The sequence below is a fragment of the Pseudoxanthomonas daejeonensis genome (genome assembly GCF_022637495.1).
GTDB classification, from domain to species: Bacteria; Pseudomonadota; Gammaproteobacteria; order Xanthomonadales; family Xanthomonadaceae; genus Pseudoxanthomonas; species Pseudoxanthomonas daejeonensis.
Window position 1 is genome coordinate 2,450,163 of the sequence record NZ_CP093331.1, and the last position, 24,709, is coordinate 2,474,871.

Below are 24,709 nucleotides of genomic sequence, written 5' to 3' on the forward strand. Positions count from 1 at the left end.
CGGCAAAGGGCCGGGCCGGGCAGGGCTGGACTTGCCCGCGCCCGGCCGATAGCGTGTCCGGCTTCATGTTTGCAGGGGAAACCGCATGGCCCAGTCCGGCCCGCCGCAGCTCACTTTCCGCGCCGTCGTCCTCGCCATCGTCCTGGCGGTGGTGCTGTCGGCCGCCAACGCCTACCTGGGCCTGTTCGCCGGCCTGACCGTGGCCACCGCGATCCCGGCGGCCGTCGTGTCGATGGGCGTGCTGCGCCTGCTTGGCGGCGGCACGATCCTGGAGAACAACATCGTCCAGACCGGCGCGTCGGCCGGTTCCTCGATCGCCGCCGGCGTCATCTTCACGATCCCGGCCCTGGTGCTGATGGGCTACTGGCCGAACTTCGACTACTGGTGGGTGCTGGGCATCGCCGGCCTGGGCGGCCTGCTCGGCGTGCTGTTCTCCGTGCCCCTGCGGCGCACGATGATCGTCGAAGAACCGCTGCCGTTCCCGGAGGGCAAGGCCGCGGCCGAAGTGCTCAAGGCCGGCGAGAACCCGGGTCCGGGCCTGAAGATCCTGGGCATCTCGGCGGCGATCGGCGCGCTGGTCAAACTGTCGGCGGCCAACGGCCTGCGCGCCATCCCCGACAGCTGGGCGGTGGCCGGCTACTTCGCCAACAACAAGATCATCGCCTACCTCGGTACCGGCCTGTCGCCGGCGCTGCTCGGCGTGGGTTACATCGTCGGCCTCAACGTGGGCATCGTCGTGCTGTCGGGCGCGATCCTGTCCTGGCACATCGCCATCCCGCTGTACAACGCCTTCTTCCTCGGCAGCGACCCGGCCCTGGCCGCTTCGATCGCCGGGGCGCCGGCGGCCGATGCGGCGTTCGCGATCTGGTCGGCCAAGATCCGCTTCCTCGGCGTCGGCGCGATGCTGGTCGGCGGCGTCTGGACGCTGTTCTCGCTGCGCAACTCGCTGCTGGCCGGCATCCGCAGCGGGTTCGCCGCCGCGCGCAAGAGCGCGGGCGGGGAAGTCACCAGCGAGACCGATCGCGACCTTCCGATGAAGTGGATGCTGGTGGCGCTGGTCCTGTTCGTGCTGCCGTTGCTGGCGCTGTACCAGGCCATCGTCGGCCAGTGGCACGTCAGCATTCCGATGACGATCATCATGATCGTCGCGGGCTTCCTGTTCGTTTCGGTGTCCGGTTACCTGGCCGGCCTGGTCGGTTCCTCGAACAACCCGGTCTCGGGCATCACCATCGCCACCATCCTGTTCGCTTCGGTGGTGTTGCTGATGCTGCTCGGCGCCGATGGCCAGAAGCAGGTCAACGGTGCGCCGCTGGGCGCGGTGGCCGCGATCATGATCGGCGCGGTGGTCTGCTGCGCGGCGGCGGTCGGTGGCGACAACCTGCAGGACCTCAAGACCGGCTACCTGGTCGGCGCCACGCCGTGGAAGCAGCAGCTGATGCTGGGCATCGGCGCGTTCTCCTGCGCGCTGATCATGGCGCCGGTACTGAACCTGCTGCAGGAAGCGTACGGGATCGGCTCCAAGACCCTGCCGGCGCCGCAGGCCAACCTGATGGCCTCGGTGGCCAAGGGCCTGTTCGGCGGCCAGTTGCCGTGGACGATGATCGCCATCGGCGGCGTGGTCGGCGCGCTGACCATCGCCCTGGACGGCTGGCTGAAGGCGCGCGGTTCGCGCTTCCGTGTGCCGGTGCTGGCCGCGGCCATCGGCATCTACCTGCCGCTGGAACTGATGGTGCCGATCTTCCTTGGTGGCCTCATCGCGCACCTGGTCCAGCGCTTCCACAAGGTGCGCGACGACGACGAGGCCGCGCTCGACCGCGTGCACCGCCCGGGCGTGCTGTTCTCCGCCGGCCTGATCACGGGCGAGGCCCTGATGGGTATTGCGATTGCCCTGCCGATCGTGATCACCCAGAACCCGGAAGTGCTGGCCCTGCCGATTAGCCTGGGTGCCTGGGCGCAGTGGATCGGCCTGCTGGTGCTGGGCGCGGTCGGCTGGCTGCTGTACCGGGTGGGCAAGCGCGGCGAGCAGGCCGCGTGATCCCGTGACGAACGGGGCGGAAGGCATGACCTTCCGCCTTTGCGCTGGCCCGGCGGCGCTGCCTAGCATCCGGGATCATCTCTCCAGGAGTTCCGGATGAAGTCTGTCTGTTCGCCCCTCGCGCTGGCCGTGGCCGGCCTGCTCGGCCTTGCCGCCGCCCATGACGCACAGGCCGCCCGCGGCCTGGACGTGCGCGACCTGCAGAAGCTGGACCGGGTGTCCTCGCCGGTGCTGTCGCCCGACGGCGGCCTGGTGGTCTTCGCCAGGCGCGAGATGACCGGTGCCAGTGGGGAGGACCTGGGCAAGGCGTCGACCGCGTTGTGGACCCGCGACCTGCGTACTCGCGACCAGGCGCCGCCGAAGCGCCTCACTCCGGCCGGCTGGAACGTCAACTCGCCTGCGTTCTCCGCGGATGGCAAGTGGCTGTATTTCCTCAGCGCACAGTCGGGCACGCAGCAGGTGTACGTGATGCCGGCCACCGGAGGCGCACCCAAGCAGGCCACGCACTATCCGCTGGATATCGGCAGCTTCAAGGTCTCGCCCGATGGCCAGCGCCTGGCGGTGAGCATGGAGGTGTTCCCTGACTGCGGCGCGGACATCGACTGCACGGTCAAGCGGCTGGATGAGCGCAAGGCGTCCAAGGCCAGCGGCGTGGTCTACGACAAGCTGTTCGTGCGGCATTGGGACACCTGGGAGGACGGGCGCCACAACCGCCTGTTCGTGACCACCCCCTCGACCGGCAAGAACAGGCCGAATCCCGCTCGCCTGGTCGATTCGTCGACCGGTTCGCCGGGCCCGGGCAACGTCCCCTCCAAGCCGTTCGGCGGCAACGACGAATACACCTGGTCGCCCGACGGCGAGTCGATCGTGTTCTCCATGCGCCGCGCCGACCGCCAGGAAGCCTGGTCGACCGACTTCGACCTGTATCGCTACCGCGTCGGCCAGCCGATGCAGAGCCTGACCTTCGACGGTCGCACCGAAGCCGGCGTGTCCTCGCCCGGACCGCTGGGCGAAAACCGCGCGTGGGATACCGGCCCGGTGTTCAGCGCCGACGGCAAGACCCTGTACTACCGCGCGATGAAGCGCCCGGGTTTCGAGGCCGACCGCTTCGGCCTGATGGCGCGCGACGTGGCGACCGGCGCGACCCGCGAGATCGCGCCGGACTGGGACCGCAGCGCCGACGGCATCGTCCTGTCGGCCGATGGCCGCACCATCTACACCACCGCCCAGGACACGGGCGCGCACCCGCTGTTCGCGGTCGACATCGCCACCGGCAAGGTCGAGAAGCTGGTCGGCGACGGCAGCATCTCCGCGTTCGAGATCGCCGGCGACACGCTGGTGTTCACCCGCAATACGCTCAAGAGCGGCGACCAGCTGTTCGCCACCTCGTTGTCCGATCCGGCCACGCAGCGCGCGATCACGCCGGCCGCCGGCGAGGTGCTGCCGGACGTGACCTTCGGCGCGTACGAGCAGTTCAGTTTCCCCGGCTGGAACGGCGAGACCGTGCACGGCTACGTGGTCAAGCCGTGGAACTACGAGGAAGGCAAGACCTATCCGGTCGCGTTCCTGATCCACGGTGGCCCGCAGGGCAGCTTCGGCGACGGCTGGAGCTATCGCTGGAATCCGCAGACCTACGCGGGCCAGGGCTACGCAGTGGTGATGATCGATTTCCACGGCTCGACCGGTTATGGCCAGGCGTTCACCGACGCGATCAGCGGCGACTGGGGCGGCAAGCCGCTGGTCGACCTGCAGAAGGGCTGGGCCGCGGCGCAGGCGAAGTTCCCGTTCCTGGATGGCGACCGTGCCTGCGCCCTTGGCGCCAGCTACGGCGGCTACATGATCAACTGGATCGCCGGCAACTGGTTCGACAAGCAGGGCAATTCGCCGTTCAAGTGCCTGGTCAACCATGACGGCGTGTTCGACACGCGCTCGATGGGCTACGTGACCGAGGAGCTGTGGTTCACCGAGTGGGAGAACGGCGGCACGCCGTTCGGCAAGCCGCAGAACTACGAGAAGTTCAACCCGGTCAACCACGTCGCCAACTGGAAGGTGCCGATGCTGGTGGTGCAGGGCGAGAAGGACTACCGCGTGCCGGTGGACCAGGGCCTGTCGACCTTCACCGCGCTGCAGCGCAAGGGCGTCGAATCGAAGCTGCTGTACTTCCCGGACGAGAACCACTGGGTGCTCAAGCCGGCCAACAGCGTGCTCTGGCACGACACCGTCAACGCCTGGCTGAAGCAGCACATCGGCCAGTAAGTCCCGCCCGATGGCCGGCTCAATGCCGGCCATCTCATTCCGTGGGCCGGCACCACGCCGGCCATCGCGTTTCCGCGGGCAGGCGTCCGCACCGGCAACAGGAGACGTCGCCGATGGCGATCGAAGCCACCGAACCGTCCACCGCGCTGATCCAGAACGACATCGTCCTGTTCGGCCTGATCGCCGCCACACTGGGCCTGATCTTCTGGCTTGCCAGCGGACCCACGCCCTTCTGGAAGAAGTTCTTCACCTGGGTGCCGGCGCTGCTGCTGTGCTATTTCATCCCGGGCATCTACAACAGCGTCGGCCTGATCGACGGCAACGCCAGCAGGCTCTACAACCCGGTCGCCAGCCGCGTGCTGCTGCCCGCCGCGCTGGTCCTGCTGACGATGACCATCGACCTCAAGGGCGTGCTCCGGCTGGGTCCGAAGCTGCTGGCGATGTATGTCGGGGCCTCGCTCAGCATCATGCTCGGCGCCTTCGTCGCGTTCTGGGTGATGGATCTGGTCCATCCGGAGACCGTGGCCGGCGATACCTGGGGCGGCATGGCCGCGCTGGCCGGCAGCTGGATCGGTGGCGGCGCCAACATGCTGGCAATGAAGGAGATCTTCGCCGTCGACGAAACCACGTTCGGCCAGTTCGTGGTGGTGGACGTCGGCGTCGGCTATGTGTGGATGGCGGTGCTGATCTTCCTGGCCAACCGCGCCTCGGCGATCGATGCGCGCACCGGCGCCGACACGCGCGCCATCGAGGAACTCCAGGAGCGGCTGGCCAGCTACCAGAAGCAGCACGAGCGGGTGACCTCGCTGACCGACCTGATGGTGATCTCCGGCATCGCCTTCGGCGCGGTCGGCCTGTCGCACGCCATCGCCGGCCCGGCTTCGTCGTGGTTCGCGCAGAACGCGCCGTGGTCCAGGCAGGTCAGCCTGCATGAGCCGTTCGTGTGGGTGGTGGTGCTATCCACGTTCATCGGCCTGGCGCTGAGCCTGACCCGTGCCCGTGCGCTTGATGGTGCCGGTGCCTCGAAGGTCGGCTCGCTGTTCCTCTACATCCTGATCGCCTGCATCGGCATGCAGATGGATATCGGATCGCTGGCCGACAAGCCCTGGCTGCTGGCCCTGGGCTTCATCTGGATCGCCGTGCACATCGTGCTGCTGGCGGGCCTGGCCAAGCTGCTGCGCGTGCCGTTCTTCTATTTCGCGATGGGTTCGCAGAGCAACATCGGCGGACCGGCCTCGGCGCCGGTGGTGGCGTCGGTGTTCCATCCCTCGCTGGCGCCGGTCGGCGCCTTGCTCGGGGCGCTGGGCTATGCGACCGGCACGGTGGCCGCGTACATCGTTGGCGTGGTGCTGAGGTCGATGGCCGGGCAGGGCTGAGAGCAGCCCTCGCCGCTACCCCGGCTTACGTAGCCAGGCACGCTCCGCCGCATCGGTTTTCCGTCGAGCGGGGCTTGCCCCGCTGCTCCCGGTCGCACGCGCAAGAAGCACCAGGGCAAGCCCCGCTGTACGAGAGCCATGCGGGAGCGCCGGGCAACGCCGCTCCACAAAGAGAAAGGGCGAAGCCATCGGCTTCGCCCTTCGCGTTTCCACTTCCGATCGCGCCCTTCAGCAGCAGCGGAATCCCGAGCGCCCGCCGAAGCGGGCCTCCTGGCGCTCCCTGAAGAACGTCTTGTAGTCCATCGGCTCGCGGTCGGGGTGCTTTTCAAGCACGTGCCGGACGTAGTTGTCGTAGTCGGGCACGCCGCAGCACAACCGCGCGGTCTGGACCAGCCTCCGCCACACACGCTTGTGCGTGGCGAAGTGTTCGAGCGGAACGAGCTGGTTGCCCATGGCGGCTTACAGCCAGGCCTTGACCTGCTCGTCGCTGAGGGCGACGAACGGGGTCTCGCGGTCGGTGCGCTGGGTGGTCCGGCGCGCCTTGGCGATGGCGCGGACCGCGTACACCAGCACGCTGGCCACCACGAACAGGAACAGCACGGTCAGCGCGGTGTTGACGTAGCTGTTGATCACCACCTGGTTCATCTGGCCCACGGTCTTGGCCGTGCCCAGCAGCTGGCCATCGGCGATCGCCTGCTGGTACTTGCGGGCCTGGGCGACGAAGCCGATCGCCGGGTTGCTGTCGAAGATCTTGATCAGGCCGGCATAGGTGGTGCAGATCAGCAGCCAGATGGTCGGCACGATCGTGACCCACGCGTAGCGGTCGCGCTTCATCTTGAACAGCACCACGGTGCACAGCATCAGCGCGATGCCCGCCAGCATCTGGTTGGCGATGCCGAACAGCGGCCACAGGGTGTTGATGCCGCCCAGCGGATCGACCACGCCCTGGTAGAGGAAGTAGCCCCACAATGCGACGCAGCCGGCGGTGCCGATCACGTTGGCGCTCCACGATTCGGTGCGGCGCAGCGCCGGCACGAAGCTGCCCAGCAGGTCCTGCAGCATGAAGCGGCCCGCGCGGGTGCCCGCGTCGACTGCGGTCAGGATGAACAGCGCCTCGAACAGGATCGCGAAGTGGTACCAGAACGCCATCATCGCATCGCCGCCGGGCAGGGCGTCGTGCAGGATCACCGCGATGCCGACCGCCAGCGTCGGTGCGCCGCCGGCGCGCGAGATGATCGTGTGCTCGCCGATGTCCTTGGCGGTCTGGGTCAGTACCTCGGGTGTCACCACAAAGCCCCAGCTGCTGACCTTGGCGGCCACGTCGACCACGTCGGTGCCGATCGCCGCGGCGGGGCTGTTCATCGCGAAGTACACGCCCGGCTCGATGATCGAGGCCGCAACCAGCGCCATGATCGCCACGAACGATTCCATCAGCATGCCGCCGTAGCCGATGTAGCGCGCGTGGGTCTCGTTGGCCAGCAGCTTCGGGGTCGTGCCCGAGGCGATCAGCGCGTGGAAGCCCGATACCGCGCCACAGGCGATGGTGATGAACAGGAACGGGAACAGTCCGCCCTTCCACACCGGGCCGTCGCCGGTGCTGGCGAACTGGGTCAGCGCCGGCATCTTCAGCGAGGTGACTTCCGGGCTGGCTATCACTATCCCGATCGCCAGCGCCACGATCACGCCGATCTTGAGGAAGGTCGACAGGTAGTCGCGCGGCGCCAGCAGCAGCCATACCGGCAGCACCGCGGCGACAAATCCATAACCGATCAGCATCCAGGTGATCTGGGTGCCGGTGAAGGTGAAGGCCGGGCCCCAGGTCGGGTGCGCGCCGACCTTGCCGCCGAACCAGATCGCCAGCAGCAGGAGGACGATGCCGACCACCGAGATCTCGCCGATCTTGCCGGGCCGGATGTAGCGCATGTAGATGCCCATGAAGATCGCGATGGGCATCGTCGCGATCACGGTGAACATGCCCCACGGGCTCTCGGCCAGTGCCTTCACCACGATCATCGCCAGCACGGCCAGGATGATGATCATGATCAGGAACGCGCCGAACAGCGCGATGGTGCCGGCCACCGGCCCCATCTCCTCGCGGACCAGGTCACCCAGCGAGCGGCCGTCGCGGCGGCTGGAGATGAACAGGACCATGAAGTCCTGCACCGCACCGGCCAGGACCACGCCGGCGATCAGCCAGAGCATGCCCGGCAGGTAGCCCATCTGCGCGGCCAGCACCGGGCCGACCAGCGGGCCGGCGCCGGCGATCGCGGCGAAATGGTGGCCGAACAGCACGTGCTTGTTGGTCGGCACATAGTCCAGGCCATCGTTGTGGATGTGCGCGGGCGTGGACCGGCGCGGGTCGAGCCCCATCACGTTGGTGGCGATGTACAGGCTGTAGTAGCGGTAGGCGACCAGGTAGATCGAAACCGCGGCGACCACGATCCACAACGCGCTGATCTGTTCGCCCTGGCGCAGCGCCACGGTGCCCAGGCAGAACGCGCCAAGCAGTGCGAGCGCGGCCCAGCCGACGTGCGAGAGTGTTTTCATGGGAGCCTTCACTACGGGTCAGGTGACCGGACAAGGGTCGTCCCGTGGGCCGCGCAGGTCAATGCGCAGTGCGGTCGATCCGCTAAGACTTTCGTCGCATGTGCGAACGCAGCATCGGGTGCGGCGTGAATGCAGTCACGTTCATGTCCGCGCGAGCGTATTCACAGCCAGCGCGCGCGCTTGAACAGGCGGTAGAGGCCGATGCAGATTCCCGCCACCACCACGATCAGGAGCGGGTAGGCCCACCGGGGATCGAGCTCGGGCATGTGCGCGAAGTTCATCCCGTACCAGCTGGTCACCAGCGTGGGCGCGGCGAGCAGGGCTGCCCAGGCGCCCAGGCGCTTCACCGTTTCGCCCTGCGCCAGGGTGACCAGCGACAGGTTCACGCTCAACGCGGTGCCGAGCATGTCGCGCATGGTGTCGATCGTGTCGTTGATGCGCAGCACGTGGTCGTGCACGTCGCGCAGGTAGACGCGCACTTCCTCGCGGATCAGCAGTCCCTGGGCCACCTGGCTGCGCATCACCTGCGCCAGGACGTCCTGCAGCGGCGAGACCGCCACGCGCATGTAGGTGAGGTCGCGCTTGAGGTCGTACAGGCGCACGACGATGGCGCGCCGGTAGGTGTCGGAGAAGATGTCGCGTTCAAGGGTGTGCAGGGTGTCGCGGTGCTCGTCGACGATCGGCGCGTAGTTGTCCACGATCAGGTCGAGCACGGCGTAAAGGCCCATCGCCGGTCCCAGCGTGAGCAGTTCCGGTTCGCGCTCCATGCGGCTGCGCGCCGGCGCGTAGGAAAGCGAGCCGCCATGGCGCACGGTCAACAGGAAGCGCGCACCGAGGAAGGCGTGGGTCTCGCCGTAACGGATCTGGCCCTCGACCATCTGTGCGGTATGCACCGCAAGGAACAGCGTGTCGCCATAGGCCTCGACCTTCGGCCGCTGGTGCGCGTTGCGCGCGTCCTCCACCGCCAGCGGGTGCAGGCCGAGTTCCTGCTGGAGTTGCAGCAGCACCGCGTCGGCGGGTTCGTAGAGGCCGACCCAGGCGAAGCCCGGGGCCCCTTCCGCCAGCTTCTCGCTGAGCTGGTCCAGCGGCAGGTCCTGGCGGCGCCCTTCGCCGTCGTACCAGACGCAATTGACGACGCAGGCGGGATTGACGGTATGTGCGGCTGTATCCATGCGCCGCATCCTGCGCTGCGCTGGCGCAACCGGCAAGGCCGGTCCTTACCGCGCAGGCCGTGCCGTCGTGCGGGCCAGCGCCAAGGCCAACGCCACGTGCACCGGCAGCAGCAGCGCGATCCACGGCAGGTTGTACTGCGGCTGCAGGCTCAGCCATTGCAGTACCCAGCCCAGTGCCGCGACCGCGGCGACGGTCCACAGCAGCGGCTGGAACATGCGTCCGGGCACGCGCCTGCGCAGCAGGGCGATGGCCCCCGGCAGCAGCAACAGGCACAGCGGGTTGAGCAGGAACAGGTTGCGGTTGGCCCATCCGGCCTGGTGCGCGGTGGAGGACCAGAGGAAAGCCAGCAGCAGCCCGGCCAGGCCGCTCAGCAGCCACAGCGGAAGCGCGAAGGCGGCCAGCGCGCGCGGGCGCCGGCGCGCGGCGCCGATACCGGCTGCGCAGGCCAGGCCGGCAAGGAGCCAGGGCCACCAGCGGCGCGGCGCGTCGAGCGGTTCGGGTGCGATCCGGTGCGGCAGCAGTTCGTCCTCGGCCTGCACCAGCGGTCGTCCCGCGCTGTTGCGTGCCTCGCGCAGGCTGTCAGCCAGCCGCATCGGCACGAAGGCTTCTTCCCATCGCGACAGCGGGCGGTCGGCGTACGGCCCCAGGCCCACGTCGAAGCCCAGCCACATCCAGGGCGCCGGTCGTGCCAGCCGCACCGCTTCACTGCGATAGGTGTTGCCGCGCGAGCGACCGGCCAGTTGCGACTGCAGCGCGCCGCCCATCGCCGTGTCCAGCATGTCGCGGACCTGGGTGGCGCAGTTGGCGGTGAAATAGTCGTAGCGGTAGCGGGAATTCTCGGGCCTGGCGCGTTCGGCCAGGGCGGCGGAAAGCGCATGGGCCTGGGCCGGCTCCAGGTCCAGCCACTGGATCCGCACCCCGCGTCCCGCCTCGCGGTACTGGGCCAGGTCCTGCATGGCCGGCATCGCCACCAGGTGGTACATCATCTCGCCACGGATGAAGCGCGACAGGAAATCCGGCTCGGACGGGTCGAAGAAGCCGAAGTTGTAGGAGGTGGCGGCGCCGGTATCGGGATCGACGACGACGATGGCGTCATGGCCGAAGCGTTCGAAGAACACTTCGCCCGGCTGCATCGTCATCACCCCGATCCGCGGTGCGGTCGCGGCGTCGCTGGCGAACGCCCAGCCCGGCAGCAGCACCAGCAGGCAGGCGAGGATCACGGCCGGCCATCGCAGCCGGCGTTGCCGGAGGCCCATCAGTCCCCGTCCTGCGGGTCCAGCGCCAGCACCGCGACCTGGAAGGCGCGCACCCGGCGTGCGTCGGCGCGGATCACCCGGAATTCGAAGCGGTCCAGGGTCAGCTCCTCGCCGACCTCGGGCAGGTGGCCGATGGCCTCGGTGACCAGGCCGCCGATGGTGTCGTACTCGTCGTCCGGGAACGAGGCGCCGAAGCGTTCGTTGAAATCGCCGATCGGGGTCAGCGCGTCGACCACGTACTGGCCGTCGGCCTGGGCGGCGATCAGCGCGCTGGCGTCCTCGGCATCGTCGTGCTCGTCGTCGATCTTGCCGACGATCTGCTCGAGCACGTCCTCGATGGTGACCAGCCCGGCCACGCCGCCGTATTCGTCCACGACAATCGCCATGTGGTTGCGCGACAGCCGGAATTCCTTCAGCAGCAGGTTGAGCTTCTTGGATTCGGGAATCAGCACCGCCGGACGCAGCAGCGAATGGATGTCGCCGGGTCCGTTGTCGGCGACCACGCCGCGCAGCAGGTCCTTGGCCAGGAGGATGCCGAGGATCTCGTCGCGATCCTCGCCGTGCACCGGGAAGCGCGAGTGGCCCGATTCGACCACCTGCTTCATCAGGTCCAGGAAGCGCGCATGGGCCGGCAGCGAGACCATCTGCGACCGCGACACCATCACGTCGCCCACGGTGAGCTGGGAGACGGACAGGGCGCCTTCCATCATGCGCAGCGTATCGGCGTCGATCAGGCCATCGGCCTGCGCATCGCGCATGATCGCGACGAGCTCTTCGCGCGTGTCGGGTTCGCTGGAGAAGGCGGAACTGATCCGCTCCAGCCAGGAGCGCCGTCGTTCGTGCGACTCCGGCGCGGTGCGACTACTGTCGTCTTCGGACATTCGGGGGAAATGGCGCGTGTAAGAAGCGGGCGCCCGGCGATCCGGGCGTGCGGGAAGTCTAGCGCGGTTGGGCAGTGGCGGGCGAGGCGGTGGCCGGCGCGACCGGGTCGGACACGGCCGGTTCGGCCGGTTCTGGCGCGTCGAGGCTGTAGCTGCAGCCGGCCAGGGTCTTGCCCGGGTGCGAATCGACGTTGGAGACGTTGATGATCGCCGACTCGATCCAGCCCGTGGTCCCGTCCGGACCCGTCACCTCGCTGGCACGTGCCTCGCGGCCGAAGATCGCCTTCTCCGGGGTGTCCACCCCGGTTTCCAGCTGGAGTTCGCGTGCCAGCGTGCGCGGGTCGGCCAGGTCCAACACCGCGACCACGCCGTCGCCGGCGAAGGCGATGTGGTCGCTTTGCCGGCCGAAGACGGTCACCGGCGCATTCAGGCGGTACTCGACCATGAACGGATTGGTCTGCGGCTGCGGACGCCAGCCCAGCGCAACGGCGCGAAGCGGGTCGCGCAGCACCGGCACGTAGGCCATGAAGCCTTCGTAGCCCGAGCGGCATTCAAGCAGGGCCGACAACTCCGGAAGCGCATTGTCCGAAGCAGCGCCGGGATCCTGCGCCAGCGCCGCCAGGGGGGCCAGGGCAAGCAGGAGCAGGGCGGCGCGCGTGTTGTGGCGAGGCGGGCGGGTGCACGGCATGGACAGGTCATTCCTCCGCATAGGGGTCGGGCAGGCCGAGGCCGGCCAGGATCTCGCGTTCGAGCTGTTCCATCGATTCGGCTTCCTTGTCGTCCTCGTGGTCCCAGCCGAGCAGGTGCAGCACGCCGTGCACGGTCAGGTGCGCGTAGTGCGCCACGACCGGTTTGCGCTGCTCCTTGGCTTCGCGCGCCACCACCGGCGCGCAGATGACCAGGTCGCCCAGCAATGGCAGTTTCACGCCTTCGGGCAGCTCGGCCGGGAAGCTGAGCACGTTGGTGGCGTAGTCCTTGCCGCGGTAATGCCGGTTGAGCGCGCGTCCTTCACGTGCATCGACGATGCGGATCGCCAGGTCGGCCTCGCGGATCCGGCTCTTGAGCGCGGCCGCGACCCACTTGCGGAAGCTCACCGCGGACGGCACGCCGGCGCGCGGCGCCGCATAGCTGACCGAGACGTCCAGTCGCACCGGGCCGCGGGTCATGGCCTGCCCCGCAGCGTGTGCGCGGTCGATGCGTGCGTGCTCATGCCGGCCCGGTCTCCCTGTCCTGCGCGTCGCGGCGGTCGTATGCATTGACGATCTTCGCCACCAGCGGGTGGCGGACCACGTCGCGCGCCTCGAAGAAGGTGAAGCTCACGCCTTCGACGTCGCGCAGCACGTCGATCGCGTCGCGCAGGCCCGACTTCACGTGCTTGGGCAGGTCGACCTGGGTCATGTCGCCGGTGACCACCGCGGTGGAGCCGTAGCCCAGCCGGGTCAGGAACATCTTCATCTGTTCGATGGTGGTGTTCTGCGCCTCGTCCAGGATCACGAACGCATCGTTGAGCGTGCGCCCGCGCATGTAGGCCAGCGGCGCGATCTCGATGACGTTCTTCTCCAGCAGCTTGACCACCTTCTCCACGCCGAGCATCTCGTAGAGCGCGTCGTACAGCGGGCGCAGGTAGGGGTCGACCTTCTGGCTCAGGTCGCCGGGCAGGAAGCCGAGCTTCTCGCCGGCTTCCACCGCCGGGCGCACCAGGATCAGGCGCTGCACCCGCGATTCGTTGAGCGCGTCCACGGCCATGGCCACGGCCAGGAACGTCTTGCCGGTGCCGGCCGGGCCGATGCCGAAGTTGATGTCGTGGGTGGCGATGGCGTGCAGGTAGCGCGCCTGGTTGGCACCGCGGCCGCGGATGGTGCCGCGGCGGACCTTCACCGCGACCTCCTGCGGCTGGTAGCCCTCGTCGTCGAGCTGGTCGACGTTGGCCTCGTTCAGGCGCAGGTGGATGGCATGGCTGTCGAACGTGGTCTCGGCCGATTCGGCATACAGCGCACGCAGCAGGTGTTCGGCGCTGGTCGCTGCCTCGTCGTCGCCTTTGATGCGGAACACGTTGCCGCGATTGGCGATCTCCACGCCCAGGCGCAGTTCGATCTGGCGCAGGTGCTGGTCGAACGGGCCGGCCAGGTTGGCCAGGCGTTCGGTGTCGGCGGGCTCGAGCAGGAAATCGCGTTGTGCAGAGGCAGGCATGGGGCGCACGCGGGGGCCGTGCGGATGTCGGAAGTCAGGATCGGAGAGGTTAGCGCGATGTCCGGCGCGGGTCCAAACGCCGGCGCTGGACTGCGGTGGCTTGCAATTAATTAATCACGGGGTTAAATACGGGCCGTGACCGACCCGGTGCGCCCCGCTTCCCGCAGGAAACCCGTTGCCAGCACGGCGCCGCCGCGCCGGGGCCGCGGACGCCCCGGCGCGGACGCCCCCGACCTGCGACCACGCCTGCTCGATGCCGCGCTGGCCTGCTACGGCAGCCACGGCATCGCTGCCGCGTCCCTGCGCGACATCGCCCGGCACGCGGGGGTGACGCCGGCATTGCTGCACTACTACTTCGGCGACCGCGCCCAGCTGCTGGACGCGGTAGTGGCCGAGCGCCTGCTGCCGGCGATCGCACCGCTGCGCGAATCGATCCAGCGCGCCGACGGCGGCGCCGCCGCGCTGGTGGCGGCATTCATCGACGGCATCGCCGAGGTGATCGCGCGCAATCCCTGGTTGCCGGCGCTGTGGGTCCGCGAGGTGGTCAGCGAAGGCGGCGGCCTGCGCGACCTGCTCACCGAGCGCATCGCACCGCCGATCGCGCAGCTGATGGCGGGGCGCTTCGCGCTCGCGCAGGCGCGCGGCGAGCTCAATCCCGACCTGGACCCGCGCCTGCTGATGGTCTCGCTGATCGGCTTGACGATGTTTCCCGCAGCCGGCGCGCCGATCTGGCGGCGGCTGTTCGATGCGCAGGAGCTGGGAATGGATGACGTGCGTCGGCATGCACGGGTGCTGCTCGAGCGTGGACTGGAGCTGGAGGATCGACATGGGAATGCGTAACGCTCGACGGCGACTGGTACCGGGCGCGGTGCTGGGGCTCTCTTCGTTCCTGGCCGGATGCGCAGCCCCGTCGCCACAGGCACTGGGCACGCTGGAATGGGACCGCATCACCCTGCCTGCGCCGGTGGCCGAGCGGATCGTCGAAGTCCAGGTGCGCGAGGGGCAGGCGGTCGAGGCAGGCGATGTCCTGCTGCGACTGGATCCGGTGCGCACCCAGGCCCAGCTCGAGGTCGCACGGGCCCAGGCGCGGCAGAGCGGCGAGGCGCTGGCCGAACTGCAGGCGGGACCACGCAGCGAAGCGATCGCGCGCGCGCGCGCCGACCTGGTGGCGGTGCAGGCGCACGCGGAAGACGCCAGCACCTACTACGCGCGCCTGCGGCCACTGGGGCAGCGGCAGCTGGTGGCCGCCGCGGCGGTCGACCGCGCGCGCGCCGATGCGGACAACGCGCAGGCGCAGGTCGCGGCCGCGCGCGAAGCGCTGCTCGAACTCGAACGCGGCACCCGCCAGGAGCAGGTAGCCCAGGGCGAGGCCGCGCTGGCGGCGGCCCGGGCCCACGAAGCCGACCTGGCCGCACTGCTGGAGAAGCTCGAAGTGACCGCGCCGCGGGCGGGCCACCTGGACACCCTGCCGTACCGGCTCGGTGACCAGGCTCCGGTGGGCGCTCCGCTGGCCGTACTGCTCGTGGGCGCCGCTCCGCACGCACGCATCTACGTGCCCGAGCCGCTGCGCGCACGGGTGAAGGTGGGGGACGCGGTGCGCGTGCACGTGGAGGGCGGCCAGCCGGCCGACTACGCCGGCCGCGTGCGCATGATCCGCAGCGAGCCGGTGTTCACCCCCTACTACGCGCTCACCGGTCGCGACGCGGCGCGCCTGAGCTACCTGGCCGAAGTCTCGCTCGAAGCCGATGCGGCCGGCCTGCCTGCCGGCCTGCCCGCCCGGGTCGAGTTCGATGCATCCCCCTGAGCACGCCGCGCGTGCGGCGATCGTGGCCGATGAGCCGGGCGATGGCATAGCGATCCGCGCGCGCGGCATGACCAAGCGCTTCGGTGCCCTGGTCGCGGTCGACCATGTCGACCTGCAGGTGCCGCGGCGCGCCGTCTACGGCTTCCTCGGCCCCAACGGTTCGGGCAAGTCCACCGCCATCCGCATGCTGTGCGGATTGCTCACCCCCAGCGAAGGCGAGATCGAAGTGCTCGGGCTGCGCATTCCAGAACAGGCCGAGGCGCTGCGCAGCCGGATCGGCTACATGACCCAGAAGTTCTCGCTGTTCGAGGACCTGAGCGTGCGCGAGAACCTGGAATTCCTCGCCGCCGTGCAGGACCTGCCCAGGGCCAGGGCGCGCCGGCGCATCGACGAGCTGATCGGGCAGTACCGTTTCGGCGACCGGCAGAACCAGCTGGCGGGCACGATGAGCGGCGGGCAGAAGCAGCGCCTCGCGCTGGCGGGCGCGGTGATCCACGAGCCCGAGTTCCTGTTCCTGGACGAGCCCACCAGCGCGGTCGACCCCGAATCGCGGCGCGACTTCTGGGAGAAGCTGTTCGAGCTGGCCGATGCCGGGACCACGCTGCTGGTCTCGACCCACTACATGGACGAAGCCGAGCGCTGCCACCGGCTGGCCATCCTCGACCACGGCGCCCTGGTAGCGGACGGCTCGCCGGACGAACTGACCGGCGCCCTGGCGGGCCGCACGCTGCTGGTCGAGGCGCCCGAACCGCGCCGCGCCAAGCAGGCGCTGTCGGGCGTGCCTGGCGTGGTCAGCGTCGCCCAGATCGGCAACAGCCTGCGCGTCCTGCTGGAGGGAGACGATGACGTTCGAGCCCGCGTGGAGGAGGCGCTGCGCGCGGCACGCCTGCCGGCACAGGTGGAAACGAGCGTGCCGAGCCTGGAGGATGTCTTCGTTGCGGCCACGCGCGCGCGCGCGCCTGCCGGAGAGGCGGCATGAGCGGGCGCCGCCTGTGGGCGGTGATGCTCAAGGAGCTGCGGCAGATGCGGCGCGACCGCATCACCCTGGCGATGATCGTCGCGATTCCCGTGATGCAGCTGCTGCTGTTCGGCTATGCGATCAACACCAACCTGCGCGACCTGCCGGCGGGCATCGTCGACCAGGCCAACACCGCTGCATCGCGCGCGCTGGTGATGGACATGGTCGCCACCACCGTGGTCAGGCCGGTGCGCTTCGAGCAAAGTCCGCAGCAGCTGATGGATGCCATCCGCCGCGGCGAGATCGGCATCGGCATCGTGGTTCCGCCCGACTTCGAGCGACGCCGCGCCGAAGGGCGCGAGCAGGTGCAGGTGCTGGTCGATGGCAGCGACAACGCGATGCAGGGCGCCGCCGTGCAGCTGGCGCAGGTGCCGGTCCAGGATGCAACCGGTACCGCGTCGCCGGCCACCCGCATGCTCGCCGCACAGCCGATCAGCGTGGTCGCGTTCTTCAATCCGGAGCGGCGCTCGGCGGTGAACATCGTGCCCGGCCTGATCGGCGTGATCCTCACCATGACCATGGTCCTGTTCACCGGCGTGTCCATCGTCCGCGAGCGCGAGCGGGGCAACATGGAGCTGCTGATCGTCACGCCGGTCAGCCGCACCGAGCTGATGGCGGGCAAGGTGCTGCCCTACATCGTGATCGGCCTGGTCCAGACCACGCTGGTACTGCTGCTCGGGGTGTGGCTGTTCCAGGTGCCGGTCAATGGCAGCGTCATGCATGTCTACGTGGCGGCGATGCTGCTGATCGTGGCGAACCTGGCCCTGGGCCTGCTGATCTCGACCCAGGCGAAGTCGCAGTTCCAGGCGATGCAGATCACGTTCTTCGTCTTCCTGCCTTCGATCCTGCTGTCGGGATTCATGTTCCCGTTCGCAGGCATGCCGCAGGTCGTGCAGTGGATCGCCGAGCTGTTGCCGCTGACCCATTTCCTGCGCCTGGTGCGCGGCATCATGCTGCGCGGCGCCAGCCTGTGGGAACTGTGGCCGGACGTGCTGGCGCTGGTCGCCTTCACCACGGTGATGATGTCCGCGGCGATCCTGCGTTTCCGCAAGCGGCTCGATTGAGCGGCGCGGCAACGTAACCGCCGTCTTGAGCGGGGCTGGCCCCGCTGCTGTTGGAGCTGGCGAGGACAGCGGGGCAATGGGGCGAGCCCGCTCGACGGACGGCGGTGTCAGGCCGGATCGGCCTCGTCGCGGGTGGATATCCGGCCACGCAGCGAGTTGGTCAACGCACCGGTGACCAGCACGTCCACGAATTGCCCCACCAGGCGCGGGTGTCCGGGAAAGTTCACCGGGCGCATGTTCTCGGTCTTGCCGGTCAGCTCGTCCGGATTCTTCTTCGACGGACCTTCGACCAGCACCGTCTGTACCGTGCCGACCATCCGCTGCGAGATGCCGGCCGCATGCCCGTTGATGTGCGCCTGCAATCGCTCCAGGCGCGCATGCTTGACCGCATCGGGCGTGTCGTCCTCGAGGTCGGCCGCCGGGGTGCCGGGTCGGCGCGAATAGATGAAGGAGAACGACTGGTCGAAGCCCACGTCCTCGATCAGTTTCATGGTCTTGTCGAAATCCGCGTCGGTTTCGCCTGGAAAGCCGACGATGAAGTCCGACGAGATCGAGATGTCCGGACGCACCGCGCGCAGCTTGCGGATCTTCTGCTTGAACTCCAGTGCCGTGTAGCCGCGCTTCATCGCCGACAGCACCCGGTCGCTGCCGGCCTGAACGGGCAGGTGCAGGTAGTTGGCCAGCTGCGGCACGTCTCGATACGCCTCCACCAGCGAGTCGGAGAACTCCAGCGGATGCGAGGTGGTGAAGCGGATCCGGCCGATGCCTTCGATCTGGGCGATGGTGCGGATCAGCAGGCCGAGGTCGGCGACTTCGGCGCCATCACCGTCTTCTTCCATGGGGCCGCGATAGGCGTTGACGTTCTGGCCCAGCAGGTTGATCTCGCGCACGCCCTGCGCGGCCAGCTGCGCCACCTCGACCAGCACGTCCTCGAACGGCCGGCTGACCTCGGTGCCGCGGGTGTAGGGCACCACGCAGAACGAGCAGTACTTGGAGCAGCCTTCCATGATCGAGACGAACGCGCTCGGTCCTTCCGCGCGCGGCTCGGGCAGGCGGTCGAACTTCTCGATCTCCGGGAAGCTGATGTCGACCTGCGGCCGGTTCTGTTCGCGGCGGGCGCGGATCAGCTCGGGCAGGCGGTGCAGGGTCTGTGGGCCGAATACCAGGTCCACGTAGGGGGCGCGCTTGACGATGGCTTCGCCTTCCTGCGAGGCCACGCAGCCGCCCACGCCGATGATCACCTCGCGGCCGTTGCCCTTCAGGGCCTTCCAGCGGCCGAGCTGGCTGAACACCTTCTCCTGCGCCTTCTCCCGGATCGAGCAGGTGTTGACCAGGACGACGTCGGCCTCGGCCGGGTCGTCGGTCAGCTCCAGGCCCTCGTGCTCGGCAAGCACGTCGGCCATCTTGGCCGAGTCGTACTCGTTCATCTGGCAGCCGTGGGTCTTGATGAAGAGCTTGCCGCGCGCGCCGCCGGGAATGGCGCGCGGTGCGGCGCCCGGCAGCGGGAGCAGGGTGGCGGGGGCGGTTGGCGCGATGGCGGCGTCCGGACGTGCGTCCGGCGAGGCTTTCATCCCGGTCATGGCGGTTAATCCAGGCGGGCAGGGCTGCGCATTGTAACGGCGCCGATCGCCCGCTGGCGTCCGATCCGCGACGCCGGCCACGTTTTTCCGCTTGTCGGACAATGGGTTGGCAATGGTCCGGGAAGCCGGGATACTCCGCGCCATGAAGGGGATGTTGGGGAAAGTGGGCGCCTTGCTGCTGGCGCTGGTCGCCGTGCCGGCCAGTGCCGGCACGCTGTACCGCTGCGTCGGTGCCGACGGCGTGTCCAGCTACGTCAGCAAGCGCATCCCCGGCGCCCAATGCAAGGTCTTCAGCCAGTACACGCCGGATCGCCGACGGGCGTACCGGCCTGCGGCAACGCCCGCTCCCGCACCGGCCGCGAGCCTGGCGTCGGCCCCGGTGGCCGGCGCGATGCCGGCCACTGCGGTCATGACTCCCGCATCGCACCGCTCCGACGCCATCGTGCCGGCCGCGCTGCCAGCGCCGGGGGGCGCCACGCCGCAGCGTCGGGTCAGCGGGCAGGTCTATTCCTACATGAAGGACGGCGTGCGCCACTTCAGCAGCCGCCCGCCGGGGCGCGGAGCTGGAGCGGCCCAGGTCCGCACGATCGCCTACAGCTACATCGAGACCTGCTACGCCTGCGCAGTCAATCCGGGGGTCAGCTTCGCCACGGTGCGCCTGAACACCAGCGCCTACCAGGCCGAGATCGCTGCCGCGGCGCGCGAGTTCGGGGTGGAAGAGGCGGTCGTGCGCGCGGTCATCCATGCCGAGTCGGCCTACAACCCGCTGGCGCTTTCGCACGCCGGCGCGCAGGGACTGATGCAGCTGATGCCGCCGACCGCGCGCCGGTTCGGGGTGGTCGACAGCTACGACGCGACCCAGAACATCCGCGGCGGGGTGCAGTACCTGGCCTGGCTGCTCAAGCGGTTCAACGGCGACCTGACCCTGGCGGCGGCTGGCTACAACGCCGGCGAGGGTGCGGTGGACCGTCACAAGGGCGTGCCGCCCTACAGCGAGACCCAGCGGTATGTACAGCGGGTCGGGATACTGGCCGAGCGCTACCGCGGCGTGCAGGCGGCGCGCTGATGTGCAGCCCCGAGCAGCGTCGCCATTGTCGGCCTGTTAAGGCTTCCGTTACACTTCCCCGTCTTTTGCGGCTGGACCGCCTGGTAACGGGTGGTTTCCGTGCCGCAGGCAGCCAACGCTACCAGTAGAAAGATTTTCGGAGTGCCGGATGGCCAACGATGAGGTCCACCAGCCCGTTAACACGGGCCGACGCCGGTTCCTGACCGCGACCACCGCAGTGGTTGGCGCCGTCGGAGCAGGTTTCGCCGCAGTACCGTTCATCAAGTCGTGGAACCCCAGTGCCCGTGCCCGGCTTGCCGGCGCGCCTGTGACCGCCGACATCAGTGCCCTGCAGGAAGGCCAGCGCCTGATCCTGGAGTGGCGCGGCCAGCCGATCTGGATCGTCAAGCGCTCCAAGGCGATCCTCGAGGCCTTGCCGACCCTGGACGGCCACCTGCGCGACCCCGAGTCGAATAACGCGGACCAGCAGCCGGCCTACGTGCTGGCCGCGAACCGGGAACTGCGCTCGCTCAAGCCCGAGATCTCGGTCCTGGTCGGCCTGTGCACCCACCTGGGCTGCTCGCCGGAAATGGCCGCCGAGATCCGTCCCGAGCCGTTCGATCCGGAATGGAAGGGCGGTTACTTCTGCCCCTGCCACAAGTCGAAGTTCGACATGGCCGGGCGTGTGTTCCAGGGTGTGCCGGCGCCGACCAACCTGGTCGTGCCGCCGCACTACTACGCCGACGACAACACGATTGTCGTGGGCGTCGATCCGCAGGGGGCGTAAGCGATGTCGAACATCTTCACCCGCACCGCCACCGGTGTGATGGACTGGGTCGACGCGCGCGCGCCGGCGCTGGCGCCGATGTACCGGAAGCACATGTCCGAGTACTACGCGCCCAAGAACTTCAACATCTGGTACATCTTCGGCGTGCTGTCGATGGTGGTCCTGGTCAACCAGATCGTGACCGGCATCTTCCTGACGATGCACTACAAGCCGAGCGCGGCGGAAGCCTTCGCCTCGGTCGAATACATCATGCGCGACGTGGAGTGGGGCTGGCTGATCCGCTACATGCACAGCACCGGCGCCTCGCTGTTCTTCATCGTCGTCTACCTGCACATGTTCCGCGGCCTGATGTACGGCTCGTACCAGAAGCCGCGCGAGCTGGTGTGGATCCTGGGCATGCTTATCTACCTGGTCCTGATGGCCGAGGCCTTCATGGGCTACGTGCTGCCGTGGGGCCAGATGTCGTTCTGGGGCGCCAAGGTGATCATCTCGCTGTTCGGCGCGGTGCCGGTGATCGGCAGCGGCCTGACCGAGTGGATCATGGGCGACTACCTGCCCTCCGACGCCACCCTGGGCCGCTTCTTCGCCCTGCACGTCATCGCCCTGCCGCTGGTCCTGCTGCTGCTGGTCGTCCTGCACCTGGGCGCGCTGCACGAAGTGGGTTCCAACAACCCGGATGGCGTGGAGATCAAGAAGGGGCCGAAGGGCAACCGCTGGTCGCCGACCGCGCCGGCCGACGGCGTGCCGTTCCACCCGTACTACACGGTGAAGGACACGTTCTACGTGTTCGCGATGCTGATCATCGCCGCCTTCATCATCTTCTTCGCCCCCGCCTTTGGCGGCTGGTTCCTCGAGCACGACAACTTCACCGAGGCCAACCGCCTGGTGACGCCCGAGCACATCAAGCCGGTGTGGTACTACACCCCGTTCTACGCGATGTTGCGCGTAGTGCCGGACAAGCTGGGCGGCGTGCTGGTGATGTTCGGCGCGATCGTGGTCCTGTTCTTCCTGCCCTGGCTGGACCGGGCCAAGGTCAAGTCGTACCGCTATCGCGGCAAGCTGTCCTGGACGCTGCTGCTGGCCTTCGCCTTCACCTTCGTGTGGCTGGGCAAGATCGGCGCTGGTCCGGGCACCGATCCGGTGGAGACGATCATCGGTCGCTTCCTGACCGCCTATTACTTCCTTTTCTTCCTGACCATGCCGCTGTGGACCAAGCTGGACAAGACCAAGCCGGTGCCGGAACGGGTGACGACGCATGACTAAGAAGTGGATTGCCCTGCTGGCCTCGGCCGCCGCCGGACTGCTGTTCTCCGCCGCCGCGATGGCCGCCGCCGGAGGCCCCGTGCAGCAGGCGGGGAACGACCTGTCTGATCGTGCTTCGCTCCAGCGCGGCGCGGCGCTGTACATGAACTACTGCTCCAGCTGCCACTCGCTGAAGTTCCTGCGCTATTCGCGCATGGCCGAGGACCTGGGGCTGACCGAAGAAGAAGTGATGGGCAACCTGAACTTCACCGGCGCCAAGTTCGGCGAGCAGATCCAGGTCACCATGCACAACGCCGACGGCACCGCCTGGTTCGGCAAGATGCCGCCGGACCTGAGCCTGATCTCGCGTGTCCGTGGCAGCAACTGGATCTACACCTACCTCAAGTCCTTCTACCTGGACGAGTCGCGTCCGCTGGGCTGGAACAACCAGCTGTTCCCGAACGCCTCGATGCCCAACCCGCTGTGGGAGCTGCAGGGCCTGCAGCATGCCGAGTTCGGCGAACCCGACGCGGCCGGCACCCGGCATCCGGAGCGGCTGGTGGTCGCCGGGACCGGGCGGCTGTCGGCGGTCGAGTTCGACCAGACCGTGCGCGACATCACCAATTTCCTCGAGTACGCCGGCGAACCGGCCGCGCTGAAGCGGCAGGCGCTGGGGGTCTGGGTGATCCTGTTCCTGGTGCTGTTGACCTTCCTGGGCTACCTGCTCAAGCAGGAGTACTGGACGGACGTCCACTGACACGACGCGCCCGGACGGGCGCGTGCGTGCGTGATGCCGGGGCCGGGTTCATCCCGGCCTTGCGCTTTTCCGGCGCACCCCGGCACACTCGGGGGAATGTGGCGACTGCCGGCGAGGGGCCTGGCGGCGTCGATGCGGTCGGCGGAGTCCGGCCGTCGGAGGCCTAGATGGCAGCGAGCGTGCGCATGCGCAATACCCTGACGTTGTTCTCCTCCGTCGATGACGTGCTCTGTCATCGCGTGCGCCTGGTCCTGGCGGCCAAGGGCGTCAGCTACGACCTGGTCCCGGTGGACGCGCAGAATCCGCCCGAGGACCTGATCCACCTCAATCCGTACCACTCGGTGCCGACCCTGGTCGAGCGCGAGCTGGTGCTCTACGCCGCCTCCGTGGTGAGCGAATACCTGGACGAGCGCTACCCGCATCCGCCACTGATGCCGGTCGATCCGCTATCCCGCGCGCGCCTGCGCCTGGCGATGCTGCGCATCGAGCACGACTGGGTCCCGCAGGTGCAGGCGATCCAGCTCGGCAACAAGCAGCAGGCCGAGGCCGGACGCAAGCGCCTGAAGGAACTCCTGACGGAGTCGCTGCCGTTGTTCAAGGCCAGCAAGTTCTTCCTCAATCCGGAAATGAGCCTGGCCGACTGCGCGATGGCGCCGATCATCTGGCGCCTCAATGCGCTGGACGTGCCGTTGCCCAAGGACGGCAAGGCCATCGAGGACTACGGCAACCGGATCTTCCGCAATCCCGGTTTCCTGCGCAGCCTGACCGACCAGGAAAGGAAATTGCGCGACATGCCGGCCTGACCGGCGGCCATGGCGTCGGCAATACCCGCCATGGCGGCGTAGACTGACCGCATGAGTGACGACGCGACGCCCATGACCAGCTACCGCCCGTACCTGCTGCGGGCGCTGACCGAGTGGATCAACGACAACGGCATGACCCCGCACATCCTCGTGGATGCGGGGATGCCCGGCGTGCGCGTGCCGCCGGGCACGGTGCGCGAGGGCAGGGTCGTGCTCAACATCGCCGACCGCGCGGTGGTCGGGCTGCAGATGGACAACGAGTGGATCGGTTTCACCGCGCGTTTCGGCGGCGTCAGCCAGCCGGTGCACGTGCCGATCGGCGCGGTGCTGGCGGTCTATGCGCGCGAGACGGGGCAGGGCATGGTCCTGCCCGAGGAAGCCGCGGGTGGATCGCATGCGCACGGCGACGAGGAAGGGACGGAAACCGGAGGCCCCGACACCGAGGGTCCCGACACGCCGCCCGATGGGCCGGCCAATCCGTCACCGGGCAAGCGCCCGCACCTGCGCGTGGTGAAGTAACCCGGAGCGGCTTTTCCGGCGCCGGGTCAGTCGTTGCGCGTGCGGTCGAACGGAATCACCCGCGAGCCCGCGGAAGGGCCCACGAACGACACCAGGCGATCGCCGCGCAGCACGAGCCGGCCGACCAGTCGTTCGACCCCGTCGTGCGAATAGTCGAAACGGAAGCTGCGCTCCAGCCCCAGCCATCCGTCCTCGCGCCGGTACGGACGGACGCCGGAGGCCTGCACGCTCTGGTCCAGCCACTGCACGTCCGCCGCGATGCAGGCGTCGCGCCCGAGCGATTCGGCGCGTTCGGCCGCCGCGCGCGCGGCGTTCCACCAGGCGAACACGGCGGCGCCGGCGATCATGAGCAGGATGACGGTGGGCATGCGCGCAT

23 protein-coding genes are annotated in these 24,709 nt (G+C 68.6%); 13 read left to right on the top strand and 10 right to left on the bottom strand.

Going from position 1 to position 24,709, the window contains the following annotated elements; translation table 11 throughout:
- Positions 1 to 85 precede the first annotated feature (85 nt).
- From MNQ95_RS10975 to MNQ95_RS10985, 3 genes are all read left to right on the top strand, one after another.
- Complete coding sequence (locus MNQ95_RS10975; RefSeq protein ID WP_162410187.1) at positions 86 to 2,035, top strand: OPT family oligopeptide transporter; 1,950 nt, start codon at positions 86 to 88, stop codon at positions 2,033 to 2,035.
- Positions 2,036 to 2,131: 96 nt separating this feature from the next.
- Entirely contained in the window at positions 2,132 to 4,291 is a 2,160-nt protein-coding gene (locus MNQ95_RS10980) for an alpha/beta hydrolase family protein (protein WP_241952891.1), read from the top strand.
- 113 nt (positions 4,292 to 4,404) lie between these two features.
- Complete coding sequence (locus tag MNQ95_RS10985; protein WP_162410185.1) at positions 4,405 to 5,667, top strand: DUF819 family protein; 1,263 nt, start codon at positions 4,405 to 4,407, stop codon at positions 5,665 to 5,667.
- 228 nt (positions 5,668 to 5,895) lie between these two features.
- Here MNQ95_RS10985 and MNQ95_RS10990 read toward each other — a convergent pair whose 3' ends face one another.
- The 8 genes from MNQ95_RS10990 to MNQ95_RS11025 form a co-directional block, all read right to left on the bottom strand.
- Positions 5,896 to 6,120, bottom strand: a complete 225-nt coding sequence (locus tag MNQ95_RS10990; RefSeq protein WP_162410184.1) for a YbdD/YjiX family protein — start codon at positions 6,118 to 6,120, stop codon at positions 5,896 to 5,898.
- A 6-nt stretch (positions 6,121 to 6,126) separates the two neighbouring features.
- Entirely contained in the window at positions 6,127 to 8,214 is a 2,088-nt protein-coding gene (locus tag MNQ95_RS10995; protein ID WP_162410183.1) for a carbon starvation CstA family protein, read from the bottom strand.
- A gap of 161 nt (positions 8,215 to 8,375) precedes the next feature.
- Entirely contained in the window at positions 8,376 to 9,386 is a 1,011-nt protein-coding gene (locus MNQ95_RS11000; protein WP_162410182.1) for a magnesium and cobalt transport protein CorA, read from the bottom strand.
- A 45-nt stretch (positions 9,387 to 9,431) separates the two neighbouring features.
- Positions 9,432 to 10,643 (bottom strand): lipoprotein N-acyltransferase Lnb domain-containing protein, encoded by a 1,212-nt coding sequence (locus MNQ95_RS11005; protein WP_241952892.1) that lies wholly within the window; start codon positions 10,641 to 10,643, stop codon positions 9,432 to 9,434.
- Positions 10,643 to 11,524 carry a CorC family transporter gene (locus MNQ95_RS11010; RefSeq protein WP_162410180.1) on the bottom strand — a complete coding sequence of 294 codons (882 nt, stop codon included), beginning with the start codon at positions 11,522 to 11,524 and terminating at the stop codon, positions 10,643 to 10,645. Before MNQ95_RS11010 ends, MNQ95_RS11005 begins: the two co-directional genes overlap by 1 nt.
- Positions 11,525 to 11,582: 58 nt before the next feature.
- Positions 11,583 to 12,212, bottom strand: coding sequence for a hypothetical protein (locus MNQ95_RS11015; protein WP_241952893.1), 630 nt, complete (start codon positions 12,210 to 12,212; stop codon positions 11,583 to 11,585).
- 7 nt (positions 12,213 to 12,219) lie between these two features.
- Positions 12,220 to 12,690 (bottom strand): rRNA maturation RNase YbeY, encoded by a 471-nt coding sequence (gene ybeY, locus MNQ95_RS11020; protein ID WP_162410178.1) that lies wholly within the window; start codon positions 12,688 to 12,690, stop codon positions 12,220 to 12,222.
- Positions 12,691 to 12,730: 40 nt separating this feature from the next.
- On the bottom strand, positions 12,731 to 13,714 hold the full coding sequence (locus tag MNQ95_RS11025; RefSeq protein WP_162410177.1) for a PhoH family protein: 984 nt from the start codon (positions 13,712 to 13,714) through the stop codon (positions 12,731 to 12,733).
- A 135-nt stretch (positions 13,715 to 13,849) separates the two neighbouring features.
- On the opposite strand from MNQ95_RS11025, the gene MNQ95_RS11030 reads away from it, so the two are divergent.
- From MNQ95_RS11030 to MNQ95_RS11045, 4 genes are read left to right on the top strand one after another with little or no spacing between them, the layout of a single operon-like run.
- Positions 13,850 to 14,554: a TetR/AcrR family transcriptional regulator gene (locus MNQ95_RS11030; RefSeq protein WP_238390329.1), complete on the top strand. Its 705-nt coding sequence runs from the start codon at positions 13,850 to 13,852 to the stop codon at positions 14,552 to 14,554.
- Positions 14,541 to 15,518, top strand: coding sequence for an HlyD family secretion protein (locus tag MNQ95_RS11035; protein ID WP_425605665.1), 978 nt, complete (start codon positions 14,541 to 14,543; stop codon positions 15,516 to 15,518). Before MNQ95_RS11030 ends, MNQ95_RS11035 begins: the two co-directional genes overlap by 14 nt.
- A 52-nt stretch (positions 15,519 to 15,570) precedes the next feature.
- A complete protein-coding gene (locus MNQ95_RS11040) occupies positions 15,571 to 16,497 on the top strand; it encodes an ABC transporter ATP-binding protein (protein ID WP_241954414.1) in 927 nt (308 codons plus the stop codon).
- Complete coding sequence (locus tag MNQ95_RS11045; protein WP_241952895.1) at positions 16,494 to 17,600, top strand: ABC transporter permease; 1,107 nt, start codon at positions 16,494 to 16,496, stop codon at positions 17,598 to 17,600. The genes MNQ95_RS11040 and MNQ95_RS11045 overlap by 4 nt, the downstream gene beginning before the upstream one ends.
- 107 nt (positions 17,601 to 17,707) lie before the next feature.
- On the opposite strand, the gene miaB is transcribed toward MNQ95_RS11045, so the two are convergent.
- Positions 17,708 to 19,171 (bottom strand): tRNA (N6-isopentenyl adenosine(37)-C2)-methylthiotransferase MiaB, encoded by a 1,464-nt coding sequence (miaB, locus tag MNQ95_RS11050; protein WP_162410253.1) that lies wholly within the window; start codon positions 19,169 to 19,171, stop codon positions 17,708 to 17,710.
- Positions 19,172 to 19,322: 151 nt separating this feature from the next.
- Between miaB and MNQ95_RS11055 the strand changes: the two genes are divergently transcribed.
- The 6 genes from MNQ95_RS11055 to MNQ95_RS11080 all read left to right on the top strand — a co-directional run bounded on the left by MNQ95_RS11055 (position 19,323) and on the right by MNQ95_RS11080 (position 24,333).
- Positions 19,323 to 20,246 (top strand): lytic transglycosylase domain-containing protein, encoded by a 924-nt coding sequence (locus tag MNQ95_RS11055; protein ID WP_162410173.1) that lies wholly within the window; start codon positions 19,323 to 19,325, stop codon positions 20,244 to 20,246.
- A gap of 148 nt (positions 20,247 to 20,394) precedes the next feature.
- Positions 20,395 to 21,012 carry a ubiquinol-cytochrome c reductase iron-sulfur subunit gene (petA, locus tag MNQ95_RS11060; RefSeq protein ID WP_162410172.1) on the top strand — a complete coding sequence of 206 codons (618 nt, stop codon included), beginning with the start codon at positions 20,395 to 20,397 and terminating at the stop codon, positions 21,010 to 21,012.
- Positions 21,013 to 21,015: 3 nt separating this feature from the next.
- The gene (locus tag MNQ95_RS11065; RefSeq protein ID WP_162410171.1) at positions 21,016 to 22,275 is read left to right on the top strand and encodes a cytochrome b; all 1,260 of its coding nucleotides are present in this window, start codon (positions 21,016 to 21,018) and stop codon (positions 22,273 to 22,275) included.
- Positions 22,268 to 23,011 carry a cytochrome c1 gene (locus MNQ95_RS11070; protein ID WP_162410170.1) on the top strand — a complete coding sequence of 248 codons (744 nt, stop codon included), beginning with the start codon at positions 22,268 to 22,270 and terminating at the stop codon, positions 23,009 to 23,011. Before MNQ95_RS11065 ends, MNQ95_RS11070 begins: the two co-directional genes overlap by 8 nt.
- Before the next feature lie 167 nt (positions 23,012 to 23,178).
- Positions 23,179 to 23,814, top strand: coding sequence for a glutathione S-transferase N-terminal domain-containing protein (locus tag MNQ95_RS11075; protein ID WP_162410169.1), 636 nt, complete (start codon positions 23,179 to 23,181; stop codon positions 23,812 to 23,814).
- 51 nt (positions 23,815 to 23,865) lie between these two features.
- Positions 23,866 to 24,333: a ClpXP protease specificity-enhancing factor gene (locus MNQ95_RS11080; RefSeq protein WP_241952896.1), complete on the top strand. Its 468-nt coding sequence runs from the start codon at positions 23,866 to 23,868 to the stop codon at positions 24,331 to 24,333.
- Between the two features lie 26 nt (positions 24,334 to 24,359).
- Here the strand turns inward: MNQ95_RS11080 and MNQ95_RS11085 are convergent, their stop codons facing one another.
- Positions 24,360 to 24,701, bottom strand: a complete 342-nt coding sequence (locus MNQ95_RS11085; RefSeq protein WP_241952897.1) for a DUF3301 domain-containing protein — start codon at positions 24,699 to 24,701, stop codon at positions 24,360 to 24,362.
- Positions 24,702 to 24,709 lie beyond the last annotated feature (8 nt).

Bases quoted from the DNA above. Each gene is read 5' to 3' on its own strand.
- MNQ95_RS10975 (WP_162410187.1), top strand. From the start codon at position 86: ATGGCCCAGTCCGGCCCGCCGCAGCTCACTTTCCGCGCCGTCGTCCTC.
- MNQ95_RS10980 (WP_241952891.1), top strand. From the start codon at position 2,132: ATGAAGTCTGTCTGTTCGCCCCTCGCGCTGGCCGTGGCCGGCCTGCTC.
- MNQ95_RS10985 (WP_162410185.1), top strand. From the start codon at position 4,405: ATGGCGATCGAAGCCACCGAACCGTCCACCGCGCTGATCCAGAACGAC.
- MNQ95_RS10990 (WP_162410184.1), bottom strand. From the start codon at position 6,120: ATGGGCAACCAGCTCGTTCCGCTCGAACACTTCGCCACGCACAAGCGT.
- MNQ95_RS10995 (WP_162410183.1), bottom strand. From the start codon at position 8,214: ATGAAAACACTCTCGCACGTCGGCTGGGCCGCGCTCGCACTGCTTGGC.
- MNQ95_RS11000 (WP_162410182.1), bottom strand. From the start codon at position 9,386: ATGGATACAGCCGCACATACCGTCAATCCCGCCTGCGTCGTCAATTGC.
- MNQ95_RS11005 (WP_241952892.1), bottom strand. From the start codon at position 10,643: ATGGGCCTCCGGCAACGCCGGCTGCGATGGCCGGCCGTGATCCTCGCC.
- MNQ95_RS11010 (WP_162410180.1), bottom strand. From the start codon at position 11,524: ATGTCCGAAGACGACAGTAGTCGCACCGCGCCGGAGTCGCACGAACGA.
- MNQ95_RS11015 (WP_241952893.1), bottom strand. From the start codon at position 12,212: ATGCCGTGCACCCGCCCGCCTCGCCACAACACGCGCGCCGCCCTGCTC.
- ybeY (WP_162410178.1), bottom strand. From the start codon at position 12,690: ATGACCCGCGGCCCGGTGCGACTGGACGTCTCGGTCAGCTATGCGGCG.
- MNQ95_RS11025 (WP_162410177.1), bottom strand. From the start codon at position 13,714: ATGCCTGCCTCTGCACAACGCGATTTCCTGCTCGAGCCCGCCGACACC.
- MNQ95_RS11035 (WP_425605665.1), top strand. From the start codon at position 14,541: ATGGGAATGCGTAACGCTCGACGGCGACTGGTACCGGGCGCGGTGCTG.
- MNQ95_RS11045 (WP_241952895.1), top strand. From the start codon at position 16,494: ATGAGCGGGCGCCGCCTGTGGGCGGTGATGCTCAAGGAGCTGCGGCAG.
- miaB (WP_162410253.1), bottom strand. From the start codon at position 19,171: ATGAAAGCCTCGCCGGACGCACGTCCGGACGCCGCCATCGCGCCAACC.
- MNQ95_RS11055 (WP_162410173.1), top strand. From the start codon at position 19,323: ATGAAGGGGATGTTGGGGAAAGTGGGCGCCTTGCTGCTGGCGCTGGTC.
- petA (WP_162410172.1), top strand. From the start codon at position 20,395: ATGGCCAACGATGAGGTCCACCAGCCCGTTAACACGGGCCGACGCCGG.
- MNQ95_RS11065 (WP_162410171.1), top strand. From the start codon at position 21,016: ATGTCGAACATCTTCACCCGCACCGCCACCGGTGTGATGGACTGGGTC.
- MNQ95_RS11070 (WP_162410170.1), top strand. From the start codon at position 22,268: ATGACTAAGAAGTGGATTGCCCTGCTGGCCTCGGCCGCCGCCGGACTG.
- MNQ95_RS11075 (WP_162410169.1), top strand. From the start codon at position 23,179: ATGGCAGCGAGCGTGCGCATGCGCAATACCCTGACGTTGTTCTCCTCC.
- MNQ95_RS11080 (WP_241952896.1), top strand. From the start codon at position 23,866: ATGAGTGACGACGCGACGCCCATGACCAGCTACCGCCCGTACCTGCTG.
- MNQ95_RS11085 (WP_241952897.1), bottom strand. From the start codon at position 24,701: ATGCCCACCGTCATCCTGCTCATGATCGCCGGCGCCGCCGTGTTCGCC.